The following is a 19,637-nucleotide window of genomic DNA, read 5'->3' as shown; positions in this document are numbered from 1 at the left end:
GCGCACGCTTATTGCATGTGATCCAGGACGACTTTGCCGAAGGGCGAGCCGTGTTCGAGATGGCGGAAGGCGCTGGCTGCCTCACGCCACGGCAAGACCTTGTCGATCACCGGCGTCAACCGATTGACGGCAAGAGCCCGGTTCATCGCCTCGAAGGATTCGCGTGAACCAACCGGTATCCCGCGTGCCCGGACCTGGCGGCGGAAGATGTCGAGCGGGTTGACTGCCCCTTCACTACCGCCGAGATAGCCGATTACGTTGATCTGGGCACCCCGCGCCGAAGCCCTCAGCGACTGGGCGAAGCTTTGCGGCCCGCCGACTTCGATGATGTGATCGGCGCCCCGCCCACCGGTGAGCGCCAGCACGGCTGACGCCCAATCCGGGTCGCTGCGGTAGTTGATGCCGTCACGGGCGCCAAGCGCTTTTGCGCGCGTGAGCTTGTCGTCGCTGCTTGACGTGACGATGACGCGTGCGCCGGCGGCGGCGGCAAACTGCACCGCAAACAGCGAGACACCGCCTGTGCCCAGGCTCAGCACCGTCTCGCCGGGTTTCAAGCAGCCTTCGGTGAACAGCGCATGCCAGGCTGTCACGGCGGCGCAAGGCAGTGTCGCGGCCTCGACGTCGCTCAGGTGCTCTGGCGCAAGGACGGCCGCCTGTTCATCCAGCCTGGCGAACTCGCTGAGCAACCCGTCGATGGGACCGCCCCGTTGATAGGAGGGTTCGGCCATGGCGAAACTGCCGCCGATCCAACGCTGCCAAAATGTAGCGCAGACGCGGTCGCCGACCTTGAAGCGGGTCACTTCGGCGCCAACTGCAACCACTTCGCCGACGCCGTCCGAAAGGGGAACCAATGGCAGCGCAAAGGCAGTGTGGTAACTGCCACGGGCGATTTCCACGTCGCGGTAGTTCAGTGCCGTGGCCTTGACCTTGATAATCATCTCCTGGCGGCCCGGTTCCGGCATCGGCCGCTCGACCAGCCTGAGATTGTCGATGCCGCCCAGGTGCTGCAATTCGATCGCCTTCATTGTCTTCTTTCCGTTTGGAGGTCCCTGGAAAGGAAAATCGCTTGCCTTGCTTATGATTTCAAATTCATAATAATCAGAATGATTATGCATTTGGAGCACCGCTAGAATGCTGGAGGAACTGCGCACGCTCGTTCTGTTCGCCGAGGAAGGCTCTATTCAGAATGTGGCCCGGCGCCTGCCTTTGACGCAGCCTGCCGTCACCCGTCAGGTGCAGCGACTGGAGGATCTGCTCGGGACAACGCTTCTTGATCGCCGGCAGAAGCCGCCGCGCCTGACCACGGCGGGACTGGAGGTGTTGGAGCGCGCGAAAGACATACTGGCGTCAATCGACGCTCTGAAAGCCTTCGCCGCCGACACCGAACCGCAAGGCGTGCTGCGTGTCGGCTTGGCACATGGCTTGTCCGACGGGGGCGTTGCGGGCGGTATAGCTCGCGCGGCTGCGACGTTTCCAAAAATATCCTTGCGGCTCAAGACCGGCTGGAGCGCGGATCTGATCGAGCAGTTCGAGCGCGGCCTGCTCGACATGGCGATTGTTCTACGACCCGCCGGTCATCAAGGCCCGGACGTGCTCGGCACCGAACGTCTCGCCGTCATAGCGCAGGCCGGCGCTACCAAATCCCGTCTTACGGACACCGCCTGGGCTTCCATGCCTTGGGTGCTCAGTCCCGAGCCTTGCGACGCACGTCAGAGACTCCTCGCCATTTTGGGCGGCGAACGGCATCGGCTCGTTGTGGCGGCGGAAATTCAGGACCCGGCGATGCAGATGGAATGGGTACGTCGGGGACACGGCCTCGGCCTCATGCCGTCGCGGCTCGCCGCGCGCGGACTTCCCGACGATCTCGCGCTTGTCGATACTGGAGATTTGGACCTTTCATTGCAGGTCGTGGCACTGCGCTCTCCTCACCTCAACCGCCTGGCGAAGGCCGCGCAGGCCATTGCAACGACCGTCGGCGACGTCCTCGATATCGAGACCTGATGCCGGCTTGCCGGCTGGAGCCGACCCGTCCTCCCTTGCCTCTCCGGGCGATTTGTGGTCTTGGAGCCCTAAATCGCTTGTCACGGCGAACATCCCAACCAACGGTCTGGCCGTTGGCAGCATCCCGGATCCCATCATCATGGCCAAGATCAATGGCAACGAAATCCGTCCCGGCTATGTCATCGAACACGATGGCGGCCTCTGGGTGGCGGTCAGGACCAACACCGTCAAGCCCGGCAAGGGCGGCGCCTATAACCAGGTCGAACTGAAGAACCTCATCAACGGCACCAAGCTCAACGAACGCTTCCGTTCGGCCGAGACGGTCGAGCAGATCCGGCTCGACCTGAAGGATTTTTCCTTCCTCTACGAGCAGGAAGACGCGCTGGTGTTCATGGATACTCAAAGCTACGAGCAACTCGAACTTAACAAGGATTTCGTCGGCGACCGCGCCGCGTTCCTGCAGGACGGCATGATGGTGACGGTTCAGCTCTACGAGGAGCGGCCGATCGGCATTTCGCTGCCCGACTATGTGACGTTGACCATCACCGAGGCGGATCCCGTGGTGAAGGGCCAGACGGCGGCGTCCTCCTACAAGCCGGCTGTGCTGGAAAACGGCATTCGGGTGCTGGTCCCGCCCTTCATCGGCGCCGGCGAACGCATCATCGTCGACACCAACGAAATCACTTACGTGCGCCGCGCCGACTGATGCATGTCGCCCAAAGGTGGCCCTGGTTTTGGGTCACCGGCATGCATCGAGACAGAGCTTAAAGCGCCGCACCAGGAAGAAGCACTATGGCACGCTCCGCCCTCCTCAACGTCATGGTCCAGGCCGCAATGAAGGCCGGCCGCTCGCTGTCGCGCGACTTCGGCGAGGTCCAGAACCTGCAGGTCTCGATGAAGGGCCCCGGCGACTATGTCAGCCAGGCCGACCGCAAGGCCGAGGACATCGTGTTTGCCGAATTGTCGAAAGCGCGCCCGGGCTACGGTTTCCTGATGGAAGAGCGCGGCACGGTCATTGGCGATGACAGCCAGCACCGCTGGATCGTCGATCCGCTCGACGGCACCACCAATTTCCTGCACGGCATTCCGCTTTTCGCCGTCTCCATCGCGCTTGAGCGCCAGGGTCAGATCGTTGCCGGCGTCATCTACAATCCGGCCATGGACGAGCTCTATACGACCGAGCGCGGCGGCGGTGCCTTCATGAATGACCGCCGCCTGCGCGTCGCCGGCCGCACCAAGCTTGTCGACACGGTGATCGGCTGCGGCGTGCCGCATCTCGGCCGCGGCCATCACGGCAATTTCCTGGTCGAACTGCGCAACGTCATGGCCGAGGTCTCCGGCGTACGCCGCATGGGCTCCGCCTCGCTCGATCTTGCCTATGTCGCCGCCGGACGCATGGACGGGTTCTGGGAAGTCGGCCTGTCGGCCTGGGACATCGCCGCCGGCCTGCTCTTGATCCGCGAGGCGGGCGGCTTCGCCTCCGACATGGATGGCGGACAGGACATGCTCGACACCGGCACGGTCGTCGCCGGCAACGAGATCATCCAGCGCGCATTGCTGAAGACGGTGAAAAAGCCGCTCCCGCCGCGCTGAACCGCCGCAGTCGTAAAACCGCAAACAAAGCTTGAAATACTGTCCGTCGGTCGCCCAGATTAAGGGTGATGCAGGACGATAGATGACCGACACCCCGCCACAGATCGACATCCCGTTCATCGGACGCTGGCACTATTCGCGCGCCGAGATGATCGCCGACGGGATCGTCCATGCGGTGGGCATCGTGCTGGCGATAGCGGCCGGTTCGGCGCTGCTGGCGCTCGCCGCCTCCCGGGTCGGGCCCGGCGAGTACATCGCAGCCGCCTTCTATGTCGTCTCGCTGCTCACGGTGCTTTCGGTGTCGCTGACTTACAATCTGTGGCCGGTGACCTCGCCCGCGAAATGGATTTTGCGGCGTTTCGATCATGCCGCGATCTATCTGTTGATCGCCGCCACCTACACACCCTTTCTCGCCCAGCTGGGAAACTCGCCGCTGGCGCGCTGGATGATCGTTCTGGTCTGGGCCGCGGCCGCAACGGGCATTGCCATCAAGGTGTTTTTCCCCGGCCGCTTCGACAGGCTGGCGATCGTCTTCTACCTTGCCATCGGCTGGAGCGGCATCGTCCTTGTCAAACCGCTTGTCGAGACGCTGCCGACCACGTCGATCGTGCTCATCGTCGCCGGTGGCGTCGTCTATTCCTGCGGCGTGATTTTCTTCGCCTGGAAGGCGCTGCGCTTCCACAACGCCCTGTGGCACGGCTTCGTCGTCACCGGCGCCGGCCTGCATCTGGCGGCCATGGTCGATTGCCTGATCATCAACCGCCTTTGAAGCGCCGGCTCCAAAAGCCACCTGTGGCAATATTGCCAAGCACCATTCAATTTGGTCACAATTCCGTTTAGAGTCGCCAACTACGTGATCGGCGGCAGCGGCATCGGAAACGGGGCACGGATGGCTTTTCTCAGATCCTTCGGCATGGGCAGGCGCTCCGACGTGCTCATCTACGACCCGCACAAATTGTCGAGCCCTCAGGTCTTTCTGCTGACCATGGTCATCTTCCTGGCCATCGTCGCCTTCATCGCGGCCATCCTGACCCGCCAGGTCACGACGGCATTCGTCACCAATCCCGGCCTCAACGGCCTGATCGTCGGCGTGCTCGTCGTCGGCATCCTGCTGGCCTTCACGCAGGTCGGGCGGCTGTTTCGCGAGGTGCGCTGGGTCAACTCCTTCCGCGCCGGCTCCGAGACCACCGAACCGGTGCTGCTGGCGCCGATGAAGGCGATGATCGGTCGCTCGTCGTCCGTGGCCTTTTCGACCTCCTCGATGCGCACAATGCTCGATTCCATCGCCACGCGCCTCGACGAAAGCCGCGACACCTCGCGCTACCTGGTTGGCCTTCTGGTGTTCCTCGGCCTGCTTGGCACCTTCTGGGGCCTATTGAATACAATCGGCTCGATCCGCGAGACGATTGAATCGCTCGATCCTGGCACGGGTGATGCCGCGGCGGTGCTCGATTCGCTGAAGCAGGGCCTGTCGGCGCCGCTGGCCGGCATGGGCACCGCCTTCTCGTCCTCGCTGTTCGGCCTCTCCGGCTCGCTCGTGCTCGGCTTCCTCGACCTGCAGGCCGGCCGCGCCCAGACGCGCTTCTACACCGAGCTCGAGAACTGGCTGTCCTCGGTCACCGATCTGTCGTCCGACATTGTCGTTTCCGACCCGGCCAAGGCCGAATCTTCCGACGAGATCCGCGTCCTGTCGGAACGGCTGCGCAGCATGCAGGAGAACGGCGGCGGCTCCAATCCGCGCGTCGCCACCGCCATGGCCAATCTCGCCGACGGCATTTCCGGCCTGGTCAAGAACATGCGTTCCGAGCAGCAGATCATGCGCGATTGGGTCGAGGCCCAGTCCGACGAGCAGAAGGCGATGCGCAACACGCTGGAAAAGATCGCCGACGCGCTGAAGAAGCCCGGGGTGCACTAGCATGGCGCTTGCCAGGGGCCGGCGTACCGATCGCCGCATCGACTATTGGCCTGGCTTCGTCGACGCGTTGTCGACGCTGCTGCTCGCCATCATGTTCCTGCTCACCGTTTTCGTGTTGGCGCAGTTCCTGCTCGGCCGTGAAATCTCCGGCAAGGACACGGCACTGTCGCGCCTCAACTCGCAGATCAACGAACTGACCCAGCTTCTGGCGCTGGAGCGCTCGACGGCGCAGGACAAGGAGGATTCGCTCGCCAATCTGCAGGCGTCCCTGTCGGCGGCGCAGGCGGAAAAGAGCCGGCTCGAGCAGTTGCTGGCGCAAGGTGCCGGCGCCGGCGACGCCGCCAACCAGCGTGCCGCGCAGTTGGGTGGTGAACTCGACAACCAGCGCCAGATCAGCCAGCAGGCGCTGAGCCAGGTCGAGATCCTCAACCAGCAGATCGCGGCCTTGCGCAAGCAGATCGGCGCGCTCGAGGATGCCCTCAACGTCTCCGAAACGCGCGACCGCGATTCCAACACCAAGATCGCCGATCTCGGCCGTCGCCTGAACGTGGCGCTGGCGCAGCGTGTGCAGGAATTGAACCGCTACCGCTCCGATTTCTTCGGGCGCCTGCGCGAGATCCTCGCCGACCGCGAGAACATCCGCATCGTCGGCGACCGCTTCGTGTTCCAGTCGGAAGTGCTGTTCCCGACCGGCTCCGAAGTGATCAACGACGCCGGCAAGGTCGAGATGAAGAAGCTCGCCGATGCCATCATCGAATTGCAGAAAGAGATCCCGCCGGAGATCAACTGGGTGCTGCGCGTCGATGGTCATACCGACAACAAGCCGCTGTCCGGCAATGGCCGTTACCGCGACAATTGGGAGCTGTCGACGGCGCGCTCGACCTCGGTGGTCAAGTTCCTGATCGAGAACGGCGTGCCGGCCAACCGGCTGGTCGCCGCCGGCTTCGGCGAGTTCCAGCCGCTCGACCCCGCCGACACCGACGAAGCGCGTAACAAGAACCGCCGCATTGAACTGAAGCTCACCGAACGTTGATCCATCATCACGCGAACTCACGCGAATTTGTTCGCCGGCTCAACTCTAGGGCGCAAGCGGCGGCCGGCAAGGCCTGAAAAGATTATTTTTTTTTAATTACACTTCGCGCGGAAGCGCTCCTAGCTTGCTGCGCAGGGCCGAGAACCGCCGGCGATGCCTCCCATCGCGACGCGACGGAACTGGACGACCCAAACTGGTCGGAAGGCGAAGCGGCGCGGCCGCTCTCCCTTCCCGGCAGGAGGAACCTCCCATGAGCACTTCAGCATCTCTCAAGACCGCAACCCTTGCCGCGATTCTGATCGCGGCCCCGCTTGCCGGCGCCTATGCCGCGGGCCACCACAAGGGCGCACTCGATGCGACCGATCCGACCGCCATGACGGGCCCGCGTGTCGAGGCGCTCATTGAGCAGGTTCGGGGTGTCCATCAGGGCATCGTCGACGCCAGGCAAGCCAACAACATCAACCCGGCCGTCGCGGAGCGCCTGGAAATGCGCACCGCGCGTATCGGTCGGGCCGCCGAGAAGATAGCCGCGTCGGATCACGGCAGGATACCGGCCGCGCAATACCATGACCTGCTGCGCCAGCTCGACACTGTCGACCAGCGTCTGATGGTCAACACCGGCAGCGGTTTCCTGATGGGCGATGGCGCCGACGGCGGAAACTATCCGAACGGCTGAGGCGATCCTGCCTGGAAATGTCCTTGAGGAAGGGACCAACTGGCGCCTTCGGGGACCCCAATCCCGCAGGCGTCCTTTTCCTTACCAGCCCATCCTGCCTACCAACCGAGCCAGACCGCGATCAGGGCGGCCGCCGCCGGCATGGTCTGGATGTAAAGGACCTTGCGGCCGACCGTTGCCGCGCCATAGAGACCGGCAATGGCCACGCACAACAAGAAGAAGACCTTGACCTGGAACCCGCCGGCGCCGAGGTAAAGCCCCCAGATCAGGCCGGCGGCGAGAAATCCGTTGTAGAGACCCTGATTGGCGGCGAGCACCTTCGAGGCACTGGCGAATTCCGGCGTCAGGCGGAATGTCTTGTGCCCGCGCGGCGTGTCCCAAAGAACCATCTCGAGATAGACGATGTAGACATGGATCAAGGCCACCAGCCCGACCAGGATGTCACCGATCATTCTGCTCCCCCTGCATGCGTCGCCAGCAGCATTTCATGCTCGACCACGCCTGTGCAAGCTGCATCTGCTGAATGGGATCTGAGGGTTGCCAAGGCTTTTGCGTTGGTGTCTTTTCGCGCCGTCCTCAATCACGGAAGCCGCCATGTCCTTTCACAAACTCGACGACCTCGGCCATAAGCTCGAAGCGCTTGAGCATGCGCTGGCCATCCTCGGCGCCGATGAAGCGACCCATATGGCCGTCGGCGGTGGCGAGAAGCGCGCCGAGGCGATGGCGGCACTGGCCGGCATGTATCACACCAGGGCGACCGCGCCGGAAATATCGGACTGGATCGCCGCCGCCGAAGCCGAGGCATTGGACGATGAGCAGCGCGCGGCCCTGACCGAACTGCGGCGGCAGTACACCAACCTGACCTGCCTGCCGGTCGAATTCGTCGAACGCCAGACAACGGCGCGCATGCGTTGCGAGCAGCTGTGGCGCGACCTGCGCGCCAAGAACGACTGGGCTGGCTTCCAGCCGGCGCTCGAGGGCGTGGTGGCGCTGGTGCGCGAAGAGGCGGCCCTGCGCTCCGACGTGCTCGGCCTCGCGCCCTATGACGCGCTGATGGAACAATACGATCCCGGCAACCGCACGGCCGACATCACTCCCGTCTTCGCCGACCTGAAGGCCTTCCTTAGAGGCTTCGTGCCGGAGGCGCTGGCGATCCAGGAAGCGCGGCTGCGCAAGCATCCGCTGAAACCGCTTTCGGGCACCTATGCTATCGACCGGCAACGCGAACTCGGTCTCGCCATGATGGCGGCGGTCGGCTTCGACCTGACGCACGGCTCGCTGTCGGTGTCGCACCATCCGTTCTGCGGCGGCGTGCCCAGCGACGTGCGCATCACCACCCGCTACAAGACATCGGACTTCCTGTCGGCGCTGATGGGCGTGCTGCACGAGACCGGCCATGCGCTCTATGAGCAGAACCTGCCGAAGGCATGGTCGCACTGGCCGCTCGGCAAGGCCCGCGGCATGGCCGTGCATGAAAGCCAGAGCCTGTTCGTCGAAAAGCAGATCGGCCGCAATCCTGCTTTCTGGCACTGGGCGCTGCCGGTGGTGGAAAAGCATCTCGGCGAAACCTGGTCGCTCGATGATCTCCTGCCGCATGTGCATCGCGTCGAGCGCGGCCTGATCCGCGTGGATGCCGACGAAGTAACCTATCCGCTGCATGTCATACTGCGCTACGAACTGGAGCAGGAACTCGTCTCGGGCAGGCTGGAGGTGGCTGATCTACCCGAAGCCTGGGACGCCAAGATGCGCGACTATCTCGGCCTCTCCACCATTGACAATCCGGCCGATGGGCCGATGCAGGACGTGCACTGGCCGGGTGCCGCCTTCGGCTATTTCCCCTCCTACACGCTGGGCGCGATGATGGCGGCGCAGCAATGGGCCGCGCTGGTGCGCGAACATCCTTCCGCCGATGACGACCTGGTGAAGGGGAATTTCGCGGCCATCAACGACTGGCGCCGCAAGAAGATATGGTCGCAGGGATCGCGCTGGTCGACGCCGGACCTGCTCGAACGCGCCACCGGCGAAAAACTCAACGCCGTTTACTTCGTCAATCACCTGAGGCAGCGCTACGGTGGATGAGACCGGCCATATCGAGCCCCGCTATTCCGCCGCGCCCCTGAAGGCGCTGGCGCCGGTCTCGAATTGCAGCTTGGCCAGCCGCGCATAGATGCCGCCCTTGGCGACCAGGCTCTGATGCGTGCCTTCCTCGACGATGCGACCGCCATCCATGACTAGGATCCTGTCGGCCTTGAGCACGGTCGCCAGCCGGTGGGCGATGACGATGGTGGTGCGGCCTTGCATCAGCCGCTCGAGCGCCGTCTGCACCAGCGTCTCGCTTTCGGCGTCGAGGGCCGAGGTCGCCTCGTCGAGCAACAGGATCGGCGCGTCGCGCAGGATGGCGCGGGCGATCGCTACCCGCTGGCGCTGGCCGCCTGACAGCGTCACGCCGCGTTCGCCGACCTGGCTGTCGTAACCTTTCTCGAGCTTGAGGATGAATTCGTCGGCCAACGCATCCTTCGCCGCCGCCTCGATCTCGGCCTCGCTGGCGCCTGGCCGGCCAAAGCCGATATTGTCGCGCGCGCTCGCCGCGAAGATGGTGACGTCTTGCGGCACGATGGCGATGCGCTGCCTGACCGCGACGGGGTCAGCATCACGCACGTCGACGCCGTCGATCAGGATCCTCCCGGTTTCGGGATCGTAGAAGCGCAGGATCAGCGAAAAGACGGTGCTCTTGCCGGCACCGGAGGGACCGACGATCGCCACCGTCTCGCTGGGTTTGACCGAAAAGCTCAAGCCATGGACGGCGGCGCGGTCGGGCCTCGCCGGATAAGAGAACGAGACGTCGTCGAAGATGATCGCGCCCTTCACGATTGCCGGCATCGGCTTCGGCTCGGCCGGCGCCTGGATCGCCGGCGTCTCGGCCAGGATCTCGGTCAGCCGTTCGGCCGCACCCGCTGCTTGCGCGAGTTCGCCCCAGACTTCCGACAGCGCGCCGAGCGCGCCGGCGGCGAACACCGAATAGAGCAGGAATTGGCCAAGCGTGCCGGGTGACAGATTGCCGTCGAGCACGTCGCGCGAGCCGAACCACAGCACCGCGACGACCGACGAGAAAATGGTGAAGATGGCGAAGAAGGTGAGGAAGGACCGCGCGAAGATCGAGGCACGTGCCGCCTCGAAAGCGGCTTCCACCGCGCCCGAAAAGCGACCGGTGACCAGTTTCTCATTGGTAAAGGCCTGCAGCGTGCGCACCGCGCCGATCTGCTCGCTGGCATAGGCCGTCGCCTCGGCGAGCGTGTCCTGTGCCTGCCGGGATTTGCGCCTAACGGAGCGACCGAAGGCGACCAGCGGCAGCACGATGATTGGAATGGCCGCTATGACCAGGCTGGACAGTTTTGGGCTGGTGACAACCATCATCGCCACGGCGCCGAGACCAAGGATGACGTTGCGCAGCGCGACCGAAGCCGTGGCGCCGACCGCCGACTTGACCTGCGTGGTATCGGCGGCGAGCCGCGACACGATCTCGCCCGACTGGGCAGTGTCGAAGAAGGCCGGCGACAGCGTCGTCACATGAGCGAAAACGTCGCGCCTGATGTCGGCGACGACGCGCTCGCCGAGCGTGATGACGAAATAGTAGCGGCCGGCCGAGGCGGCCGCCAAAAGCGCCGCCATGGCCACCAGCGCGGCGAAATATTCAGCGATGATGGTGGATCCCGCCGGCGTGAAGCCATGATCGATCATGCGCCGCACCGCCAGCGGCAGCGCCAGCGTTGTCATCGCCGCGACTGCCAGCGAGACGACGGCGCCCGTCACCATTTTCCGGTAGTGGCCGATATAAGGGAACAGGCGCCTGAGCGGCTTGAGCGAGCGGCGGCGCTCGTCTGCGCTGCTGGATTGCGCCATCTCGGTGTTTCCTCTAGCCGCCTTGTTGTATGCGCCTCAATATGCGCGAGCCACGGCCTTGTGATTCAATTTCGGCTGATGTATAGCCACGCCGACCGTTTTAGAAGCCGTGGCTCCTCAATAGCTGCGGCTTCGAGTTTTAAAAAGGGGCGCATCGACGCAGGCTTATGCCAGTCAGCCGCGCCAGCAAGCCAGGAACCGAGCCATGAAGAGCGCTATTCATCCCGACTACCACACCATCAAGGTCGTCATGACCGACGGCACCGAATACACGACCCGTTCGACCTGGGGCAAGGAAGGCGATACGATGAACCTCGACATCGACCCGACCACCCACCCGGCCTGGACCGGCGGCCAGCAGACCTTGCTCGACCGCGGCGGCCGCCTGTCGAAGTTCAAGAAGCGCTTCGAAGGTTTCGGCCTCTAAGCCAGACTGCCTTCGCAGTTCAAAGACCCGCCCTCGTGGCGGGTTTTTTGTTGACCTGGCCGAAGGCTGAGTTTTCGGCTCTCTATTCCGCCAGCAATTCTCTGAGCGCCATGCGCTTATAGGCTGCGACCAGCCTGTCGCCCTCCTGCCGCTCGACCGAGATCGCCAGCCGCATGGCCGCCTCGCCCATCTGCCAGACGAGAAAGGCCGTGGTCTCCAGGGAGACGGGGTCGGCGCCGGGACGTAGCCGCTTCAGCACCGCACCGAGGAATTCGGCATTGGCCCGGCTGTCGGCGAGCTCGAGCCGGCGCAGCGCCTTGTCGGCCTGCGTGCCCGACCAGATGTCGCGCATCACCGGTTCGGCGAGGAACAGTCGGTAGTAGATATCGACCAGCTCCGAAAACGCTTGGCCCAGCCCCTCTGCATCCGTAACATCCTTGAGCGCCGCCGAGATGCAGGCTTGGCTCTCCACCGTGTAGCGCTCTGCCAGCGCCCAGACAATCGCCCGCTTGTCCGGAAAGAACTGGTAGAGCGATCCGATCGACACCCCTGCCCGTTCAGCGACTTCACCCATGCGCATGGCATCGCTGCCTTGCTCGGCGATCAGCGCCGAAGCGGCGGCCAGCATGCGCTCGACCCGCTCGCGGCTGCGCTGCTGGCTTGGTGCCCGGCGCGCCGAAGCGATCTGCTCGTTGGCCGGCGTGCCTTCCATGACTGTCTCCAACAAATGCGCCCAGCAATCGCCTCGAATGACTTGACTCGCAAAATACGAGGGTTTATCACATTTTGCAAATGTGAGGATTAATCACATTTGCAAACAGAGGAACCCGCCGCAACCGGCACTTGGAGCAACCGACATGATTGTCAAACTTCTTCCCATCCTCACCTTCATCGCGGCCCTGGGCGCAGGCGTGGTCGGCGGCGTGTTCTTCGCCTTCTCCAACTTCGTCATGCCGGCGTTCGCTCGCCTGCCGGCGGCGGGCGGCATCGCCGCCATGAATTCGATCAACGTCACTGTCATCACGCCGATGTTCATGACGGCACTCTTCGGCACCGGGCTGGTCTGCATCGTGCTCATCGCCGGCGCCATCATCGGCTGGAACCAGCCGGGTTCGTTCTGGCTTCTGGCCGGCGCGCTGATCTATCTCGTCGGCAATCCGATCGTGACCATGGCCTTCAACGTGCCGCTCAACGATGCGCTGGCCGCCGTCGATCCGGCCAGCAGCAACGGCGCCGCCGTATGGACCAGCTTTCTCCGGGACTGGGTGATGTGGAACCACGTTCGCACGGTCACCGCCATCGTGGCCATGGCATCCTTCTGGCTCGCCGCGCGTTGACATGTTTACGGGCCGCCGCAGCTGGGCGTTGTGGCGGCCATAAACATTGTCGGGAGAAGCGCCGTGAACGATCCCTATTCGACCATGGCCGTCGGCATTTCGATCGGCGTCGGCCTCGGCGCTGCCCTCGGCGTGGCGATGGATGACCCCGCCGTCGGCATCAGCATGGGCATAGCGATCGGCGCCGGTATCGGTGCTGTTTTCGGAAAGAGGCGCGGCAAGTGATCGTCCCGCTTTCGCGGGAAGATATCAGCTCTTCGCCTTGCGGTCGGCGTGACCGAGATCACGATCCGGATCGATCACGTCGCGGACCAACTGCTTGAGTTTCGCCGCGTCCGGAAAGCCGCCGTCGCGCTTGCGATCCCAGACCAGTACATCGTTGCACGAGATGGTGAAGATGCCGCCCGTGCCGGGCACCAGCGTCACCTCGCCGAGATCGGTGCCGAAGGTGGAGAGCAGCTCCTGCGCCATCCAGCCGGCACGCAACAGCCACAGGCATTGCGTGCAGTAGGTGATGACGACGCAAGGCTTCCCCGACGCGTTCATTGGTCTGCCTCGAGAACGCGCACAGTCGTGCCGGCAGCCCGGTCATGTATTGGCTCGTTGCCGAATGCGATGGCCAGCGCGATCCAGCACGGCCAGAGAAAAGCTAGGGCAGACGCGGCAAAGGCGATTACGATTTCCAGTCGGGAATAGTTCAGCACGGATGCCGGAACGGTTTTCCAGGTCTCGAAAGCAAAGAAAGCTCCGACCAGCATGGCAGGCAGATAGCCCAAGAATTTTACCACCTGCCGACGAACGGCTTTTTGCAAAGCGAGGCCTTCCCTTTGCCAATCCAATTCGTCATGGACGAAGAGTGCCAGGACCCCCTTGCCAAGCGACCGGCTGAAGGCCCCCTCCATAACAAGAAGATAGGTTGCCAGGACCAGCACTTGGAGGAAGCCTAGATCCAGTGCCGCAGGTCGAAATTTTCCCTTTGAATCAAGGTCTATCGAAAGCATTGAGACTGCCTTCGATTGAGAGTCTGTACTTGTGCAAGCTGCCCATCTGGCCACCGGAAAACCGAAGAAGGATGTCGCACAAACCTGCCAATCGTAGCGGGAAAGTGAAGGATCGTCTGTTCCGTTCAGACTTGCGGACTGGCACGTTTTCCAGTTCAGCCAGAAGCTGCCTTTCACACCGCCGTCGGTCAACAGAAACAAGGCCGCAACCAGCGAATAAAGAGCGACGAAGATGACAAGATAGTCGATAAGCGAAGCGAAAAGCCGTCGCCAAAAGCCACCGCGCCGAGGCCAAGCAATCGCATTGGCACGTTGAATCCCTTCGTCAGTCATCTCCCCTTCTGCCGACAACTGACCGATCTATACTTTAGGCAAGGACCCCTTGGCTATATGTCCGCGTACACTTCCGCCCGCGTGGCGCTCTGCAACTCACGCCGCGCTGAGCTTGGCCAAGATTTCGTCGTCGACTTCGAAGTTGGCGTACACGCTTTGCACGTCGTCATCGTCCTCGAGCGTCGCAACCAGCTTCATCAGCGACTGCGCCCGTTCTTCGTCGACCGGGACATTGTTCTGCGGCTTCCAGATCGCCTTGACCGATTCGGCCTCGCCGAGCGAGGCTTCAAGCGCCTTGGACACTTCGCCGAGAGTCTCGAAGGCGCAATAGATCGTGTGGCCTTCCTCGTCCGATTCGACATCGTCGGCACCGGCTTCGATGGCCGCGTCCATGATCTTGTCGGCACTGCCTGCCGAGGCCGGATAGTAGATTTCGCCGGCGCGGTCCCACATGAACGATACCGATCCGGTTTCGCCGAGCGCGCCGCCTGCCTTGGTGAAGGCGGCACGGACATTGGACGCAGACCGGTTGCGGTTGTCGGTCAGCGCCTCGACGATCACGGCGACGCCACCCGGCCCATACCCTTCGTAACGCACGGCTTCGTAATTCTCGGCATCGCCCATCGAGGCCTTGTTGATGGCGCGCTGGATGTTGTCCTTCGGCATCGACACCGCTTTGGCGTTCTGGATCGCCAGGCGCAGGCGCGGGTTCATCGATGGATCGGGCGTCCCGCTCTTGGCCGCAACGGTGATTTCGCGCGCCAGCTTGGAAAACATTTTCGACCGCACCGCGTCCTGACGGCCCTTGCGGTGCATGATGTTCTTGAACTGTGAATGGCCAGCCATGGCACCCCTGTCGTGTTCGGCTAGAGCGTCTTGCCGCGAGATGCGTCACCTCGCCTTTGCAAAAGGCTCGAATTCAAAATTTCAGAACGTCCTGATGCGTCAGTGGACGCGCGGCGCTCTTTGTCGGAATGGCCGGCTTATAGATAAATCGGCTCAATTCGTCCAGCCGCGCCGTGCTGCGGCGATCCCGGCCGTGCCTATGCTTCCAGATCGGACTTCAGCCGGTCGATGATGCTGAGCGCATGACCGGCATACTGGCTGATCCAGCGGTCGTGGATCTGCTTGATCGGCAGCGCGTTGAGATGGTTCCAGCGCTCGCGTCCATCACGACGCGCGACGATCAGATCTGCCTCCTCCAGCACCTTGAGATGGAGCATGACGGTGCAGCGGTCGATGTCGGGAAAGGCATCGCACAGCATGCCGGTGGTTTTTGGCTCGTCTTTCAACCGATCCAGCATTTCGCGCCGGCGCGGATGCGCCAGCGCCTTGAAAACATTGTCGTCCTGCGATCGGCTTGACATGTTATGTTTATATAACATATCGTTGTCGCGATCAACCAAGGAGCTGTGGATATGTCTCTTGGATTCAGGGTTTCAGGGCGCATCGGTAAACCGGTCGCCGAAGTCTTCGACGCGGTCGTCAATCCGAAGAAGCTCAGCGGTTATTTCACCACCATCGGCGGCGCCAGCGCGCCATTGGTTGCCGGTTCGGATGTCGTCTGGTGGGGCAAGGTGCCGGTCGAGGTCGATGAAGTGGTCAAGGACAGCCGCATCGTGTTGCGCTGGGATGCTACCGACGCCGACGGCAAGCCCACCTACAAGACCCGCATCGAGATGAATTTCGAGCCGCTCGACGATGGCGGCACCTTCGTCACCATCGCCGAGAGCGGCTGGCAGGAAGGCGCGGTCGGCCTGAAGAAGTCCTACCTGAATTGCGAGGGCTGGTCGCAGATGCTGGCCTGCATGAAGGCCTATGTCGAATACGGCATCAATCTGCGCGACGGTTATTACCGCAGCGAGATGAAGGGCGAGCCCGCCAGCGAAAACAACATTTAAAAAACGGAGCCCAACCATGACCGTGAAGATCACCGGCGGCATCAACATCGCCATGAAGGTGCCATCGCACCAGTACGAAGCGACGCTCGCCTTCTACCGCGACGTCGTCGGCCTCAAGCCGTTCACCACCAAGGCGCCGGCCATCGGCTTCGAGCTTGGGCCTGTCAGGCTGTGGATCGACGAAGCGCCGATGATGAGCCAGGCCGAGATCTGGCTGGAGCTTTTCACGCAGGATTTTCCGGGCACCGCGGATCATCTGGCCAAGGCGGGCGTTGTGCGTTGCGATGCCATCGAGCCATTGGGCTTGGGTTTCCGAGGCGGCTGGATCACCAATCCGGCCAACATCATTCACATGGTGCGCGAACCGGACGCCTGGTGAGCGCATATTCGAAAAGGAGATCGCCATGGAGATCCGTGAAACACCGACAGCCGAAGCCGCCATGCTGATCCGGCGGCCGGTCGCTGATGTTTTCGAAGCCATCGTCGATCCGGCGATCACGACCCAATTCTGGTTCACCCATGGCAGCGGCCGGCTTGATGGCGGCAAGCCGGTTCAGTGGGAGTGGCGCATGTATGGCGTCTCGACGACCGTCGATGTCAGCGAGATCGTCAGGGACAAGAAGATCGTCATGACGTGGAGCGATCCGCCGACCACGGTGGTCTGGACCTTCACCGAAATGCCTGGCGAGGCGACCTTCCTCGAAGTCCACAATTTCGGCTTTGCCGGCAAGGGCGACGAGCAGGTGAAACAAGCGGTCGGCTCAACCGGCGGCTTTGCGCTTGTGCTCGCCGGCGCCAAGGCCTGGCTGGAACAGGGCCTGACGCTGGGCCTGATCGCCGACCGTCATCCGAAGGGCGTTCCGGGGCATTAGATCAATTCCAGCAAAAGTGCGAAGGCGATCCTGTTCTCGCCGGAAATGCCGAGGCTCGCCCGGTCCGGTCGGTCTCAGTGCTCGTCGCCGGATTTCGCTTTCTTGCGCCGTCGCTCCAGCATGTTGAGCCCTTCGACCAGCGCCGAAAAACCCATCGCGGCGTAGATGTAGCCCTTGGGCACATGGTAGCCCATGCCGTCGGCGATCAGCGTCATGCCGATCATCAGCAGGAAGCCCAGCGCCAGCATGACGATGCTCGGGTTCTTGGCGATGAAGTCCGCCAGCGGTCCGGCGGCCAGCATCATCGCCGTGACAGCCACGATGACCGCGATGTACATGATGGCGATCTCGTCGGTCATGCCGACGGCGGTGATGATGGAATCGATCGAGAAGACGAGGTCGAGCAGCAGGATCTGGAAGATCGCGCCGGCAAGCGAGATCTTGAGCGTTTCGCCCAGCATCGTGTCCTGATGGTCGTCGGGATCGACCGTGTGGTGGATTTCCTTGGTCGCCTTCCAGACCAGGAACAGGCCGCCTGCGATCAGGATCAGGTCGCGCCAAGAGAAGCCGTGGCCTAAGGCCGTGAACACCGGCGTCGTCAGCTGAACGATGATGGAAATGGTGGCAAGCAGCACCAGGCGCATGATCAGCGCAGCCGAAATGCCAAGGCGGCGCGCACGAGCCCTCTGCTCCACGGGCAGCTTGTTGGTCAGGATGGAGATGAAGATCAGATTGTCGATGCCAAGCACGATCTCGAGCACCACCAGCGTCAGCAACGCGACCCAGGCGGTCGGGTCGGAAACGAATTGAAAATACGGCGCCAGGAATTCGATAAGCTGCATGGAGGTCGTCCCCTACGATCTAGAGCAGTGTCGCCGGCAATTGGGTATTGCGAACGCCTATATCAATGTCATGACCAGAAGGAGGGAGCCGTTTCCTCCAGCCGGGGGCCGCGACGAAACGGCGCGATCTTCTCGGTCAGCCCGGTGCGGTCGGAGATATTCACGCCGACGCCGCACAATGTCGCCGGGCCGACCGCCGCTTCGAAACGGCCTTTCGGTACTTTCGACAGGAACCGGTTGAGCGGTTCTTCCTTGTCCATGCCGAGCGAGGAATCGTAGTCACCGCACATGCCGGCATCCGACAGGTAGCCGGTGCCGCCATTGAGTATCTGGTGATCGGCGGTGGGCTGGTGCGTGTGGGTGCCGACGACCAGGCTGGCACGACCGTCGACAAAATGCGCGAAGCACATCTTTTCCGAGGTTGCCTCGGCGTGGAAGTCGATCACTACCGCATCCGCCTGCTCCCCGAGCGGACAGGCCGCAAGCTCGCGTTCGCCGGCCTGGAACGGATCATCGAGCTCGGGATGCATGAATACCCGGCCCATGATGTTGGCGACCAGCACACGCGCGCCGCTCCTGGCGATATAGACGCCGGAGCCGCGCCCTGGCGTGCCTTTGGGAAAATTGGAGGGCCGCAGGAAACGCTGCTCGCGCGGTGCGAAGGCCAGGGCGTCGCGCTGGTCCCAGACATGGTTGCCGGTGGTCACGACATCGCAGCCCGACGCGATCGTCTCGCGAAAAATCTCTTCGGTGATGCCGAAGCCGCCGGCGGCGTTCTCGCCGTTGACGATGACGAAGTCGAGTTTGAAGTCGGAGATCAGGCCAGGCAGTTGTTCCCACACTGCGGTGCGGCCCGTCTTACCGACCATGTCCCCGAGGAAGAGAAGTCTCATCTATGCCTGATCCCGAAAAGTTGCATGACTTTTCGGCAAAGATCATGCGTTTCAAAGAACTATCTACAATTTTGGCGCAAAGCGGCGCAACCCGCTCTCGGTGAGTATTTCCGCGATGACCACGTCATGGGCTTCGTCGGGAACTTGCGAAACTTCTTGGCAGTCGAAGGCGATGCCGACCAGCCGGGGCGCATGCCCCTTGTCGACGAGCTTCGCGATCGCGCGATCGTAATAGCCCGCGCCATAACCGATGCGGTGGCCGCGCGCGTCGAAGGCGGCGAGCGGCACCAGCATGACCGAGGGGTCGAGAACTTCGGCCTCCGCGTGCGGTCCGACCGTGCCAAAGCCCATGTCGACCATCGGCGCGCCACGCACCAGCTCGCGAAAGACGATGGTGGTCTTGTCGAGAATGGCGGGCAGGCAGAGCCGTGCGCCCTTCTCGCGCAAGGCGAACATCAATGGCCTGACATCCACCTCCGAGCGCATTGGCCAGAAACCGGAGACGATCTGACCGGATCCGACCTCCAGGCGGTCGCGCGCCGTCTCCGCCATTTCGAGCGCGGCCTCGACCCGCCAGAATTCATCAAGCGCGTCGCGGCGGGCGAGTGCCTCGAGGCGCAGCCGTTTTTTAAGGTCTTTGGGAGAGATCATGCGGCCAAGGTAGAAAAGGTCAGAGCTGTGTGAGGTCTCAAGAGCGACGTTTTCCACCGCGTCATCCACCGAGATGCGTGGACGCCTTGCGACAAGTGACGATCCACACAACCGGTGGAGAGGTCGATCCCGGGTGCCTACAAAGTAGGTGGGCGCCGTATGAGAAAACCCACGGGTCTTCCCAGGGACAGCTCCCTAAGGATCATTAAGGCCCCGGGGAAAAGTGTCTCCTGCCGGGAAGCGCAGACCGCCTCCGCCAATA

General features: G+C 62.9%; 25 protein-coding genes and 1 other RNA gene. 14 read left to right on the top strand and 12 right to left on the bottom strand.

Features of this window, described 5'->3' with window-relative positions:
• Window positions 1–8: 8 nt before the first annotated feature.
• Window positions 9–1,025 carry a zinc-dependent alcohol dehydrogenase family protein gene (locus O7B34_RS26505; protein WP_337148798.1) on the bottom strand — a complete coding sequence of 339 codons (1,017 nt, stop codon included), beginning with the start codon at window positions 1,023–1,025 and terminating at the stop codon, window positions 9–11.
• A gap of 106 nt (window positions 1,026–1,131) precedes the next feature.
• Between O7B34_RS26505 and O7B34_RS26500 the strand changes: the two genes are divergently transcribed.
• From O7B34_RS26500 to O7B34_RS26470, 7 genes are all read left to right on the top strand, one after another.
• Window positions 1,132–2,001, top strand: coding sequence for a LysR family transcriptional regulator (locus O7B34_RS26500; RefSeq protein WP_337148797.1), 870 nt, complete (start codon window positions 1,132–1,134; stop codon window positions 1,999–2,001).
• Between the two features lie 139 nt (window positions 2,002–2,140).
• Complete coding sequence (gene efp / locus O7B34_RS26495) at window positions 2,141–2,707, top strand: elongation factor P (protein WP_027141779.1); 567 nt, start codon at window positions 2,141–2,143, stop codon at window positions 2,705–2,707.
• 86 nt (window positions 2,708–2,793) lie between these two features.
• Window positions 2,794–3,594: an inositol monophosphatase family protein gene (locus tag O7B34_RS26490; RefSeq protein ID WP_337128867.1), complete on the top strand. Its 801-nt coding sequence runs from the start codon at window positions 2,794–2,796 to the stop codon at window positions 3,592–3,594.
• A gap of 82 nt (window positions 3,595–3,676) precedes the next feature.
• A complete protein-coding gene (trhA, locus tag O7B34_RS26485; protein WP_337148796.1) occupies window positions 3,677–4,363 on the top strand; it encodes a PAQR family membrane homeostasis protein TrhA in 687 nt (228 codons plus the stop codon).
• Window positions 4,364–4,483: 120 nt separating this feature from the next.
• Window positions 4,484–5,509 (top strand): MotA/TolQ/ExbB proton channel family protein, encoded by a 1,026-nt coding sequence (locus O7B34_RS26480; RefSeq protein WP_027141776.1) that lies wholly within the window; start codon window positions 4,484–4,486, stop codon window positions 5,507–5,509.
• Between the two features lies 1 nt (window position 5,510).
• Complete coding sequence (locus O7B34_RS26475) at window positions 5,511–6,542, top strand: peptidoglycan -binding protein (RefSeq protein WP_140508938.1); 1,032 nt, start codon at window positions 5,511–5,513, stop codon at window positions 6,540–6,542.
• 250 nt (window positions 6,543–6,792) lie between these two features.
• Window positions 6,793–7,218, top strand: coding sequence for a hypothetical protein (locus O7B34_RS26470; RefSeq protein WP_337148795.1), 426 nt, complete (start codon window positions 6,793–6,795; stop codon window positions 7,216–7,218).
• Between the two features lie 98 nt (window positions 7,219–7,316).
• Here the strand turns inward: O7B34_RS26470 and O7B34_RS26465 are convergent, their stop codons facing one another.
• Window positions 7,317–7,670, bottom strand: a complete 354-nt coding sequence (locus tag O7B34_RS26465; RefSeq protein WP_337148794.1) for a DUF1304 domain-containing protein — start codon at window positions 7,668–7,670, stop codon at window positions 7,317–7,319.
• Window positions 7,671–7,812: 142 nt separating this feature from the next.
• On the opposite strand from O7B34_RS26465, the gene O7B34_RS26460 reads away from it, so the two are divergent.
• Window positions 7,813–9,297 carry a carboxypeptidase M32 gene (locus O7B34_RS26460; protein ID WP_337148793.1) on the top strand — a complete coding sequence of 495 codons (1,485 nt, stop codon included), beginning with the start codon at window positions 7,813–7,815 and terminating at the stop codon, window positions 9,295–9,297.
• A 21-nt stretch (window positions 9,298–9,318) separates the two neighbouring features.
• Here O7B34_RS26460 and O7B34_RS26455 read toward each other — a convergent pair whose 3' ends face one another.
• Window positions 9,319–11,118: an ABC transporter transmembrane domain-containing protein gene (locus O7B34_RS26455; RefSeq protein ID WP_337148792.1), complete on the bottom strand. Its 1,800-nt coding sequence runs from the start codon at window positions 11,116–11,118 to the stop codon at window positions 9,319–9,321.
• A gap of 205 nt (window positions 11,119–11,323) precedes the next feature.
• On the opposite strand from O7B34_RS26455, the gene rpmE reads away from it, so the two are divergent.
• Window positions 11,324–11,545: a 50S ribosomal protein L31 gene (rpmE, locus tag O7B34_RS26450; RefSeq protein ID WP_010912060.1), complete on the top strand. Its 222-nt coding sequence runs from the start codon at window positions 11,324–11,326 to the stop codon at window positions 11,543–11,545.
• A gap of 82 nt (window positions 11,546–11,627) precedes the next feature.
• Here rpmE and O7B34_RS26445 read toward each other — a convergent pair whose 3' ends face one another.
• Window positions 11,628–12,257, bottom strand: a complete 630-nt coding sequence (locus O7B34_RS26445; RefSeq protein ID WP_337148791.1) for a TetR/AcrR family transcriptional regulator — start codon at window positions 12,255–12,257, stop codon at window positions 11,628–11,630.
• A gap of 145 nt (window positions 12,258–12,402) precedes the next feature.
• Here O7B34_RS26445 and O7B34_RS26440 point away from each other — a divergent pair, with 145 nt between their 5' ends.
• On the top strand, window positions 12,403–12,882 hold the full coding sequence (locus tag O7B34_RS26440; protein ID WP_337148790.1) for an anthrone oxygenase family protein: 480 nt from the start codon (window positions 12,403–12,405) through the stop codon (window positions 12,880–12,882).
• A 63-nt stretch (window positions 12,883–12,945) separates the two neighbouring features.
• Window positions 12,946–13,107 carry a hypothetical protein gene (locus O7B34_RS26435; RefSeq protein ID WP_337148830.1) on the top strand — a complete coding sequence of 54 codons (162 nt, stop codon included), beginning with the start codon at window positions 12,946–12,948 and terminating at the stop codon, window positions 13,105–13,107.
• Between the two features lie 24 nt (window positions 13,108–13,131).
• Here the strand turns inward: O7B34_RS26435 and O7B34_RS26430 are convergent, their stop codons facing one another.
• The 4 genes from O7B34_RS26430 to O7B34_RS26415 all read right to left on the bottom strand — a co-directional run bounded on the left by O7B34_RS26430 (window position 13,132) and on the right by O7B34_RS26415 (window position 15,583).
• Window positions 13,132–13,428 carry a SelT/SelW/SelH family protein gene (locus O7B34_RS26430; protein WP_337142316.1) on the bottom strand — a complete coding sequence of 99 codons (297 nt, stop codon included), beginning with the start codon at window positions 13,426–13,428 and terminating at the stop codon, window positions 13,132–13,134.
• Window positions 13,425–14,216, bottom strand: a complete 792-nt coding sequence (locus O7B34_RS26425; protein ID WP_337148789.1) for an RDD family protein — start codon at window positions 14,214–14,216, stop codon at window positions 13,425–13,427. Before O7B34_RS26425 ends, O7B34_RS26430 begins: the two co-directional genes overlap by 4 nt.
• A gap of 96 nt (window positions 14,217–14,312) precedes the next feature.
• Window positions 14,313–15,062 (bottom strand): YebC/PmpR family DNA-binding transcriptional regulator, encoded by a 750-nt coding sequence (locus O7B34_RS26420; protein ID WP_337148788.1) that lies wholly within the window; start codon window positions 15,060–15,062, stop codon window positions 14,313–14,315.
• Between the two features lie 197 nt (window positions 15,063–15,259).
• Window positions 15,260–15,583, bottom strand: coding sequence for an ArsR/SmtB family transcription factor (locus tag O7B34_RS26415; RefSeq protein WP_337148827.1), 324 nt, complete (start codon window positions 15,581–15,583; stop codon window positions 15,260–15,262).
• Between the two features lie 51 nt (window positions 15,584–15,634).
• On the opposite strand from O7B34_RS26415, the gene O7B34_RS26410 reads away from it, so the two are divergent.
• From O7B34_RS26410 to O7B34_RS26400, 3 genes are read left to right on the top strand one after another with little or no spacing between them, the layout of a single operon-like run.
• A complete protein-coding gene (locus O7B34_RS26410; RefSeq protein WP_337148786.1) occupies window positions 15,635–16,117 on the top strand; it encodes an SRPBCC domain-containing protein in 483 nt (160 codons plus the stop codon).
• 16 nt (window positions 16,118–16,133) lie between these two features.
• A complete protein-coding gene (locus O7B34_RS26405; protein WP_337142320.1) occupies window positions 16,134–16,496 on the top strand; it encodes a hypothetical protein in 363 nt (120 codons plus the stop codon).
• A 25-nt stretch (window positions 16,497–16,521) separates the two neighbouring features.
• Window positions 16,522–16,989: an SRPBCC family protein gene (locus O7B34_RS26400; RefSeq protein ID WP_337148785.1), complete on the top strand. Its 468-nt coding sequence runs from the start codon at window positions 16,522–16,524 to the stop codon at window positions 16,987–16,989.
• A 74-nt stretch (window positions 16,990–17,063) separates the two neighbouring features.
• Here the strand turns inward: O7B34_RS26400 and O7B34_RS26395 are convergent, their stop codons facing one another.
• From O7B34_RS26395 to ssrS, 4 genes are all read right to left on the bottom strand, one after another.
• Window positions 17,064–17,831 carry a TerC family protein gene (locus O7B34_RS26395; protein WP_337148783.1) on the bottom strand — a complete coding sequence of 256 codons (768 nt, stop codon included), beginning with the start codon at window positions 17,829–17,831 and terminating at the stop codon, window positions 17,064–17,066.
• Between the two features lie 68 nt (window positions 17,832–17,899).
• On the bottom strand, window positions 17,900–18,724 hold the full coding sequence (locus tag O7B34_RS26390; RefSeq protein WP_337142323.1) for a TIGR00282 family metallophosphoesterase: 825 nt from the start codon (window positions 18,722–18,724) through the stop codon (window positions 17,900–17,902).
• A gap of 63 nt (window positions 18,725–18,787) precedes the next feature.
• Window positions 18,788–19,375: a 5-formyltetrahydrofolate cyclo-ligase gene (locus tag O7B34_RS26385; RefSeq protein WP_337148825.1), complete on the bottom strand. Its 588-nt coding sequence runs from the start codon at window positions 19,373–19,375 to the stop codon at window positions 18,788–18,790.
• Between the two features lie 96 nt (window positions 19,376–19,471).
• Window positions 19,472–19,627: non-coding RNA, 6S RNA (gene ssrS, locus O7B34_RS26380), on the bottom strand.
• Between the last annotated feature and the right edge of the window lie 10 nt (window positions 19,628–19,637).

Origin of the sequence: Mesorhizobium sp. Cs1299R1N3 (assembly GCF_037179625.1) — a bacterium.
Taxonomy (GTDB): domain Bacteria; phylum Pseudomonadota; class Alphaproteobacteria; order Rhizobiales; family Rhizobiaceae; genus Mesorhizobium; species Mesorhizobium salmacidum.
The sequence above is the reverse complement of the archived record's forward strand: the minus strand, read 5'-3'. Positions and strand labels throughout refer to the sequence as shown.

Bases quoted from the DNA above. Each gene is read 5' to 3' on its own strand.
- O7B34_RS26420 (WP_337148788.1), bottom strand. From the start codon at position 15,062: ATGGCTGGCCATTCACAGTTCAAGAACATCATGCACCGCAAGGGCCGT.
- O7B34_RS26475 (WP_140508938.1), top strand. From the start codon at position 5,511: ATGGCGCTTGCCAGGGGCCGGCGTACCGATCGCCGCATCGACTATTGG.
- O7B34_RS26395 (WP_337148783.1), bottom strand. From the start codon at position 17,831: ATGCAGCTTATCGAATTCCTGGCGCCGTATTTTCAATTCGTTTCCGAC.
- O7B34_RS26455 (WP_337148792.1), bottom strand. From the start codon at position 11,118: ATGGCGCAATCCAGCAGCGCAGACGAGCGCCGCCGCTCGCTCAAGCCG.
- O7B34_RS26410 (WP_337148786.1), top strand. From the start codon at position 15,635: ATGTCTCTTGGATTCAGGGTTTCAGGGCGCATCGGTAAACCGGTCGCC.
- O7B34_RS26490 (WP_337128867.1), top strand. From the start codon at position 2,794: ATGGCACGCTCCGCCCTCCTCAACGTCATGGTCCAGGCCGCAATGAAG.
- rpmE (WP_010912060.1), top strand. From the start codon at position 11,324: ATGAAGAGCGCTATTCATCCCGACTACCACACCATCAAGGTCGTCATG.
- O7B34_RS26440 (WP_337148790.1), top strand. From the start codon at position 12,403: ATGATTGTCAAACTTCTTCCCATCCTCACCTTCATCGCGGCCCTGGGC.
- O7B34_RS26460 (WP_337148793.1), top strand. From the start codon at position 7,813: ATGTCCTTTCACAAACTCGACGACCTCGGCCATAAGCTCGAAGCGCTT.
- O7B34_RS26505 (WP_337148798.1), bottom strand. From the start codon at position 1,025: ATGAAGGCGATCGAATTGCAGCACCTGGGCGGCATCGACAATCTCAGG.
- efp (WP_027141779.1), top strand. From the start codon at position 2,141: ATGGCCAAGATCAATGGCAACGAAATCCGTCCCGGCTATGTCATCGAA.
- O7B34_RS26465 (WP_337148794.1), bottom strand. From the start codon at position 7,670: ATGATCGGTGACATCCTGGTCGGGCTGGTGGCCTTGATCCATGTCTAC.
- O7B34_RS26480 (WP_027141776.1), top strand. From the start codon at position 4,484: ATGGCTTTTCTCAGATCCTTCGGCATGGGCAGGCGCTCCGACGTGCTC.
- trhA (WP_337148796.1), top strand. From the start codon at position 3,677: ATGACCGACACCCCGCCACAGATCGACATCCCGTTCATCGGACGCTGG.
- O7B34_RS26415 (WP_337148827.1), bottom strand. From the start codon at position 15,583: ATGTCAAGCCGATCGCAGGACGACAATGTTTTCAAGGCGCTGGCGCAT.
- O7B34_RS26470 (WP_337148795.1), top strand. From the start codon at position 6,793: ATGAGCACTTCAGCATCTCTCAAGACCGCAACCCTTGCCGCGATTCTG.
- O7B34_RS26500 (WP_337148797.1), top strand. From the start codon at position 1,132: ATGCTGGAGGAACTGCGCACGCTCGTTCTGTTCGCCGAGGAAGGCTCT.
- O7B34_RS26400 (WP_337148785.1), top strand. From the start codon at position 16,522: ATGGAGATCCGTGAAACACCGACAGCCGAAGCCGCCATGCTGATCCGG.
- O7B34_RS26430 (WP_337142316.1), bottom strand. From the start codon at position 13,428: ATGAACGCGTCGGGGAAGCCTTGCGTCGTCATCACCTACTGCACGCAA.
- O7B34_RS26425 (WP_337148789.1), bottom strand. From the start codon at position 14,216: ATGACTGACGAAGGGATTCAACGTGCCAATGCGATTGCTTGGCCTCGG.
- O7B34_RS26385 (WP_337148825.1), bottom strand. From the start codon at position 19,375: ATGATCTCTCCCAAAGACCTTAAAAAACGGCTGCGCCTCGAGGCACTC.
- O7B34_RS26405 (WP_337142320.1), top strand. From the start codon at position 16,134: ATGACCGTGAAGATCACCGGCGGCATCAACATCGCCATGAAGGTGCCA.
- O7B34_RS26390 (WP_337142323.1), bottom strand. From the start codon at position 18,724: ATGAGACTTCTCTTCCTCGGGGACATGGTCGGTAAGACGGGCCGCACC.
- O7B34_RS26445 (WP_337148791.1), bottom strand. From the start codon at position 12,257: ATGGAAGGCACGCCGGCCAACGAGCAGATCGCTTCGGCGCGCCGGGCA.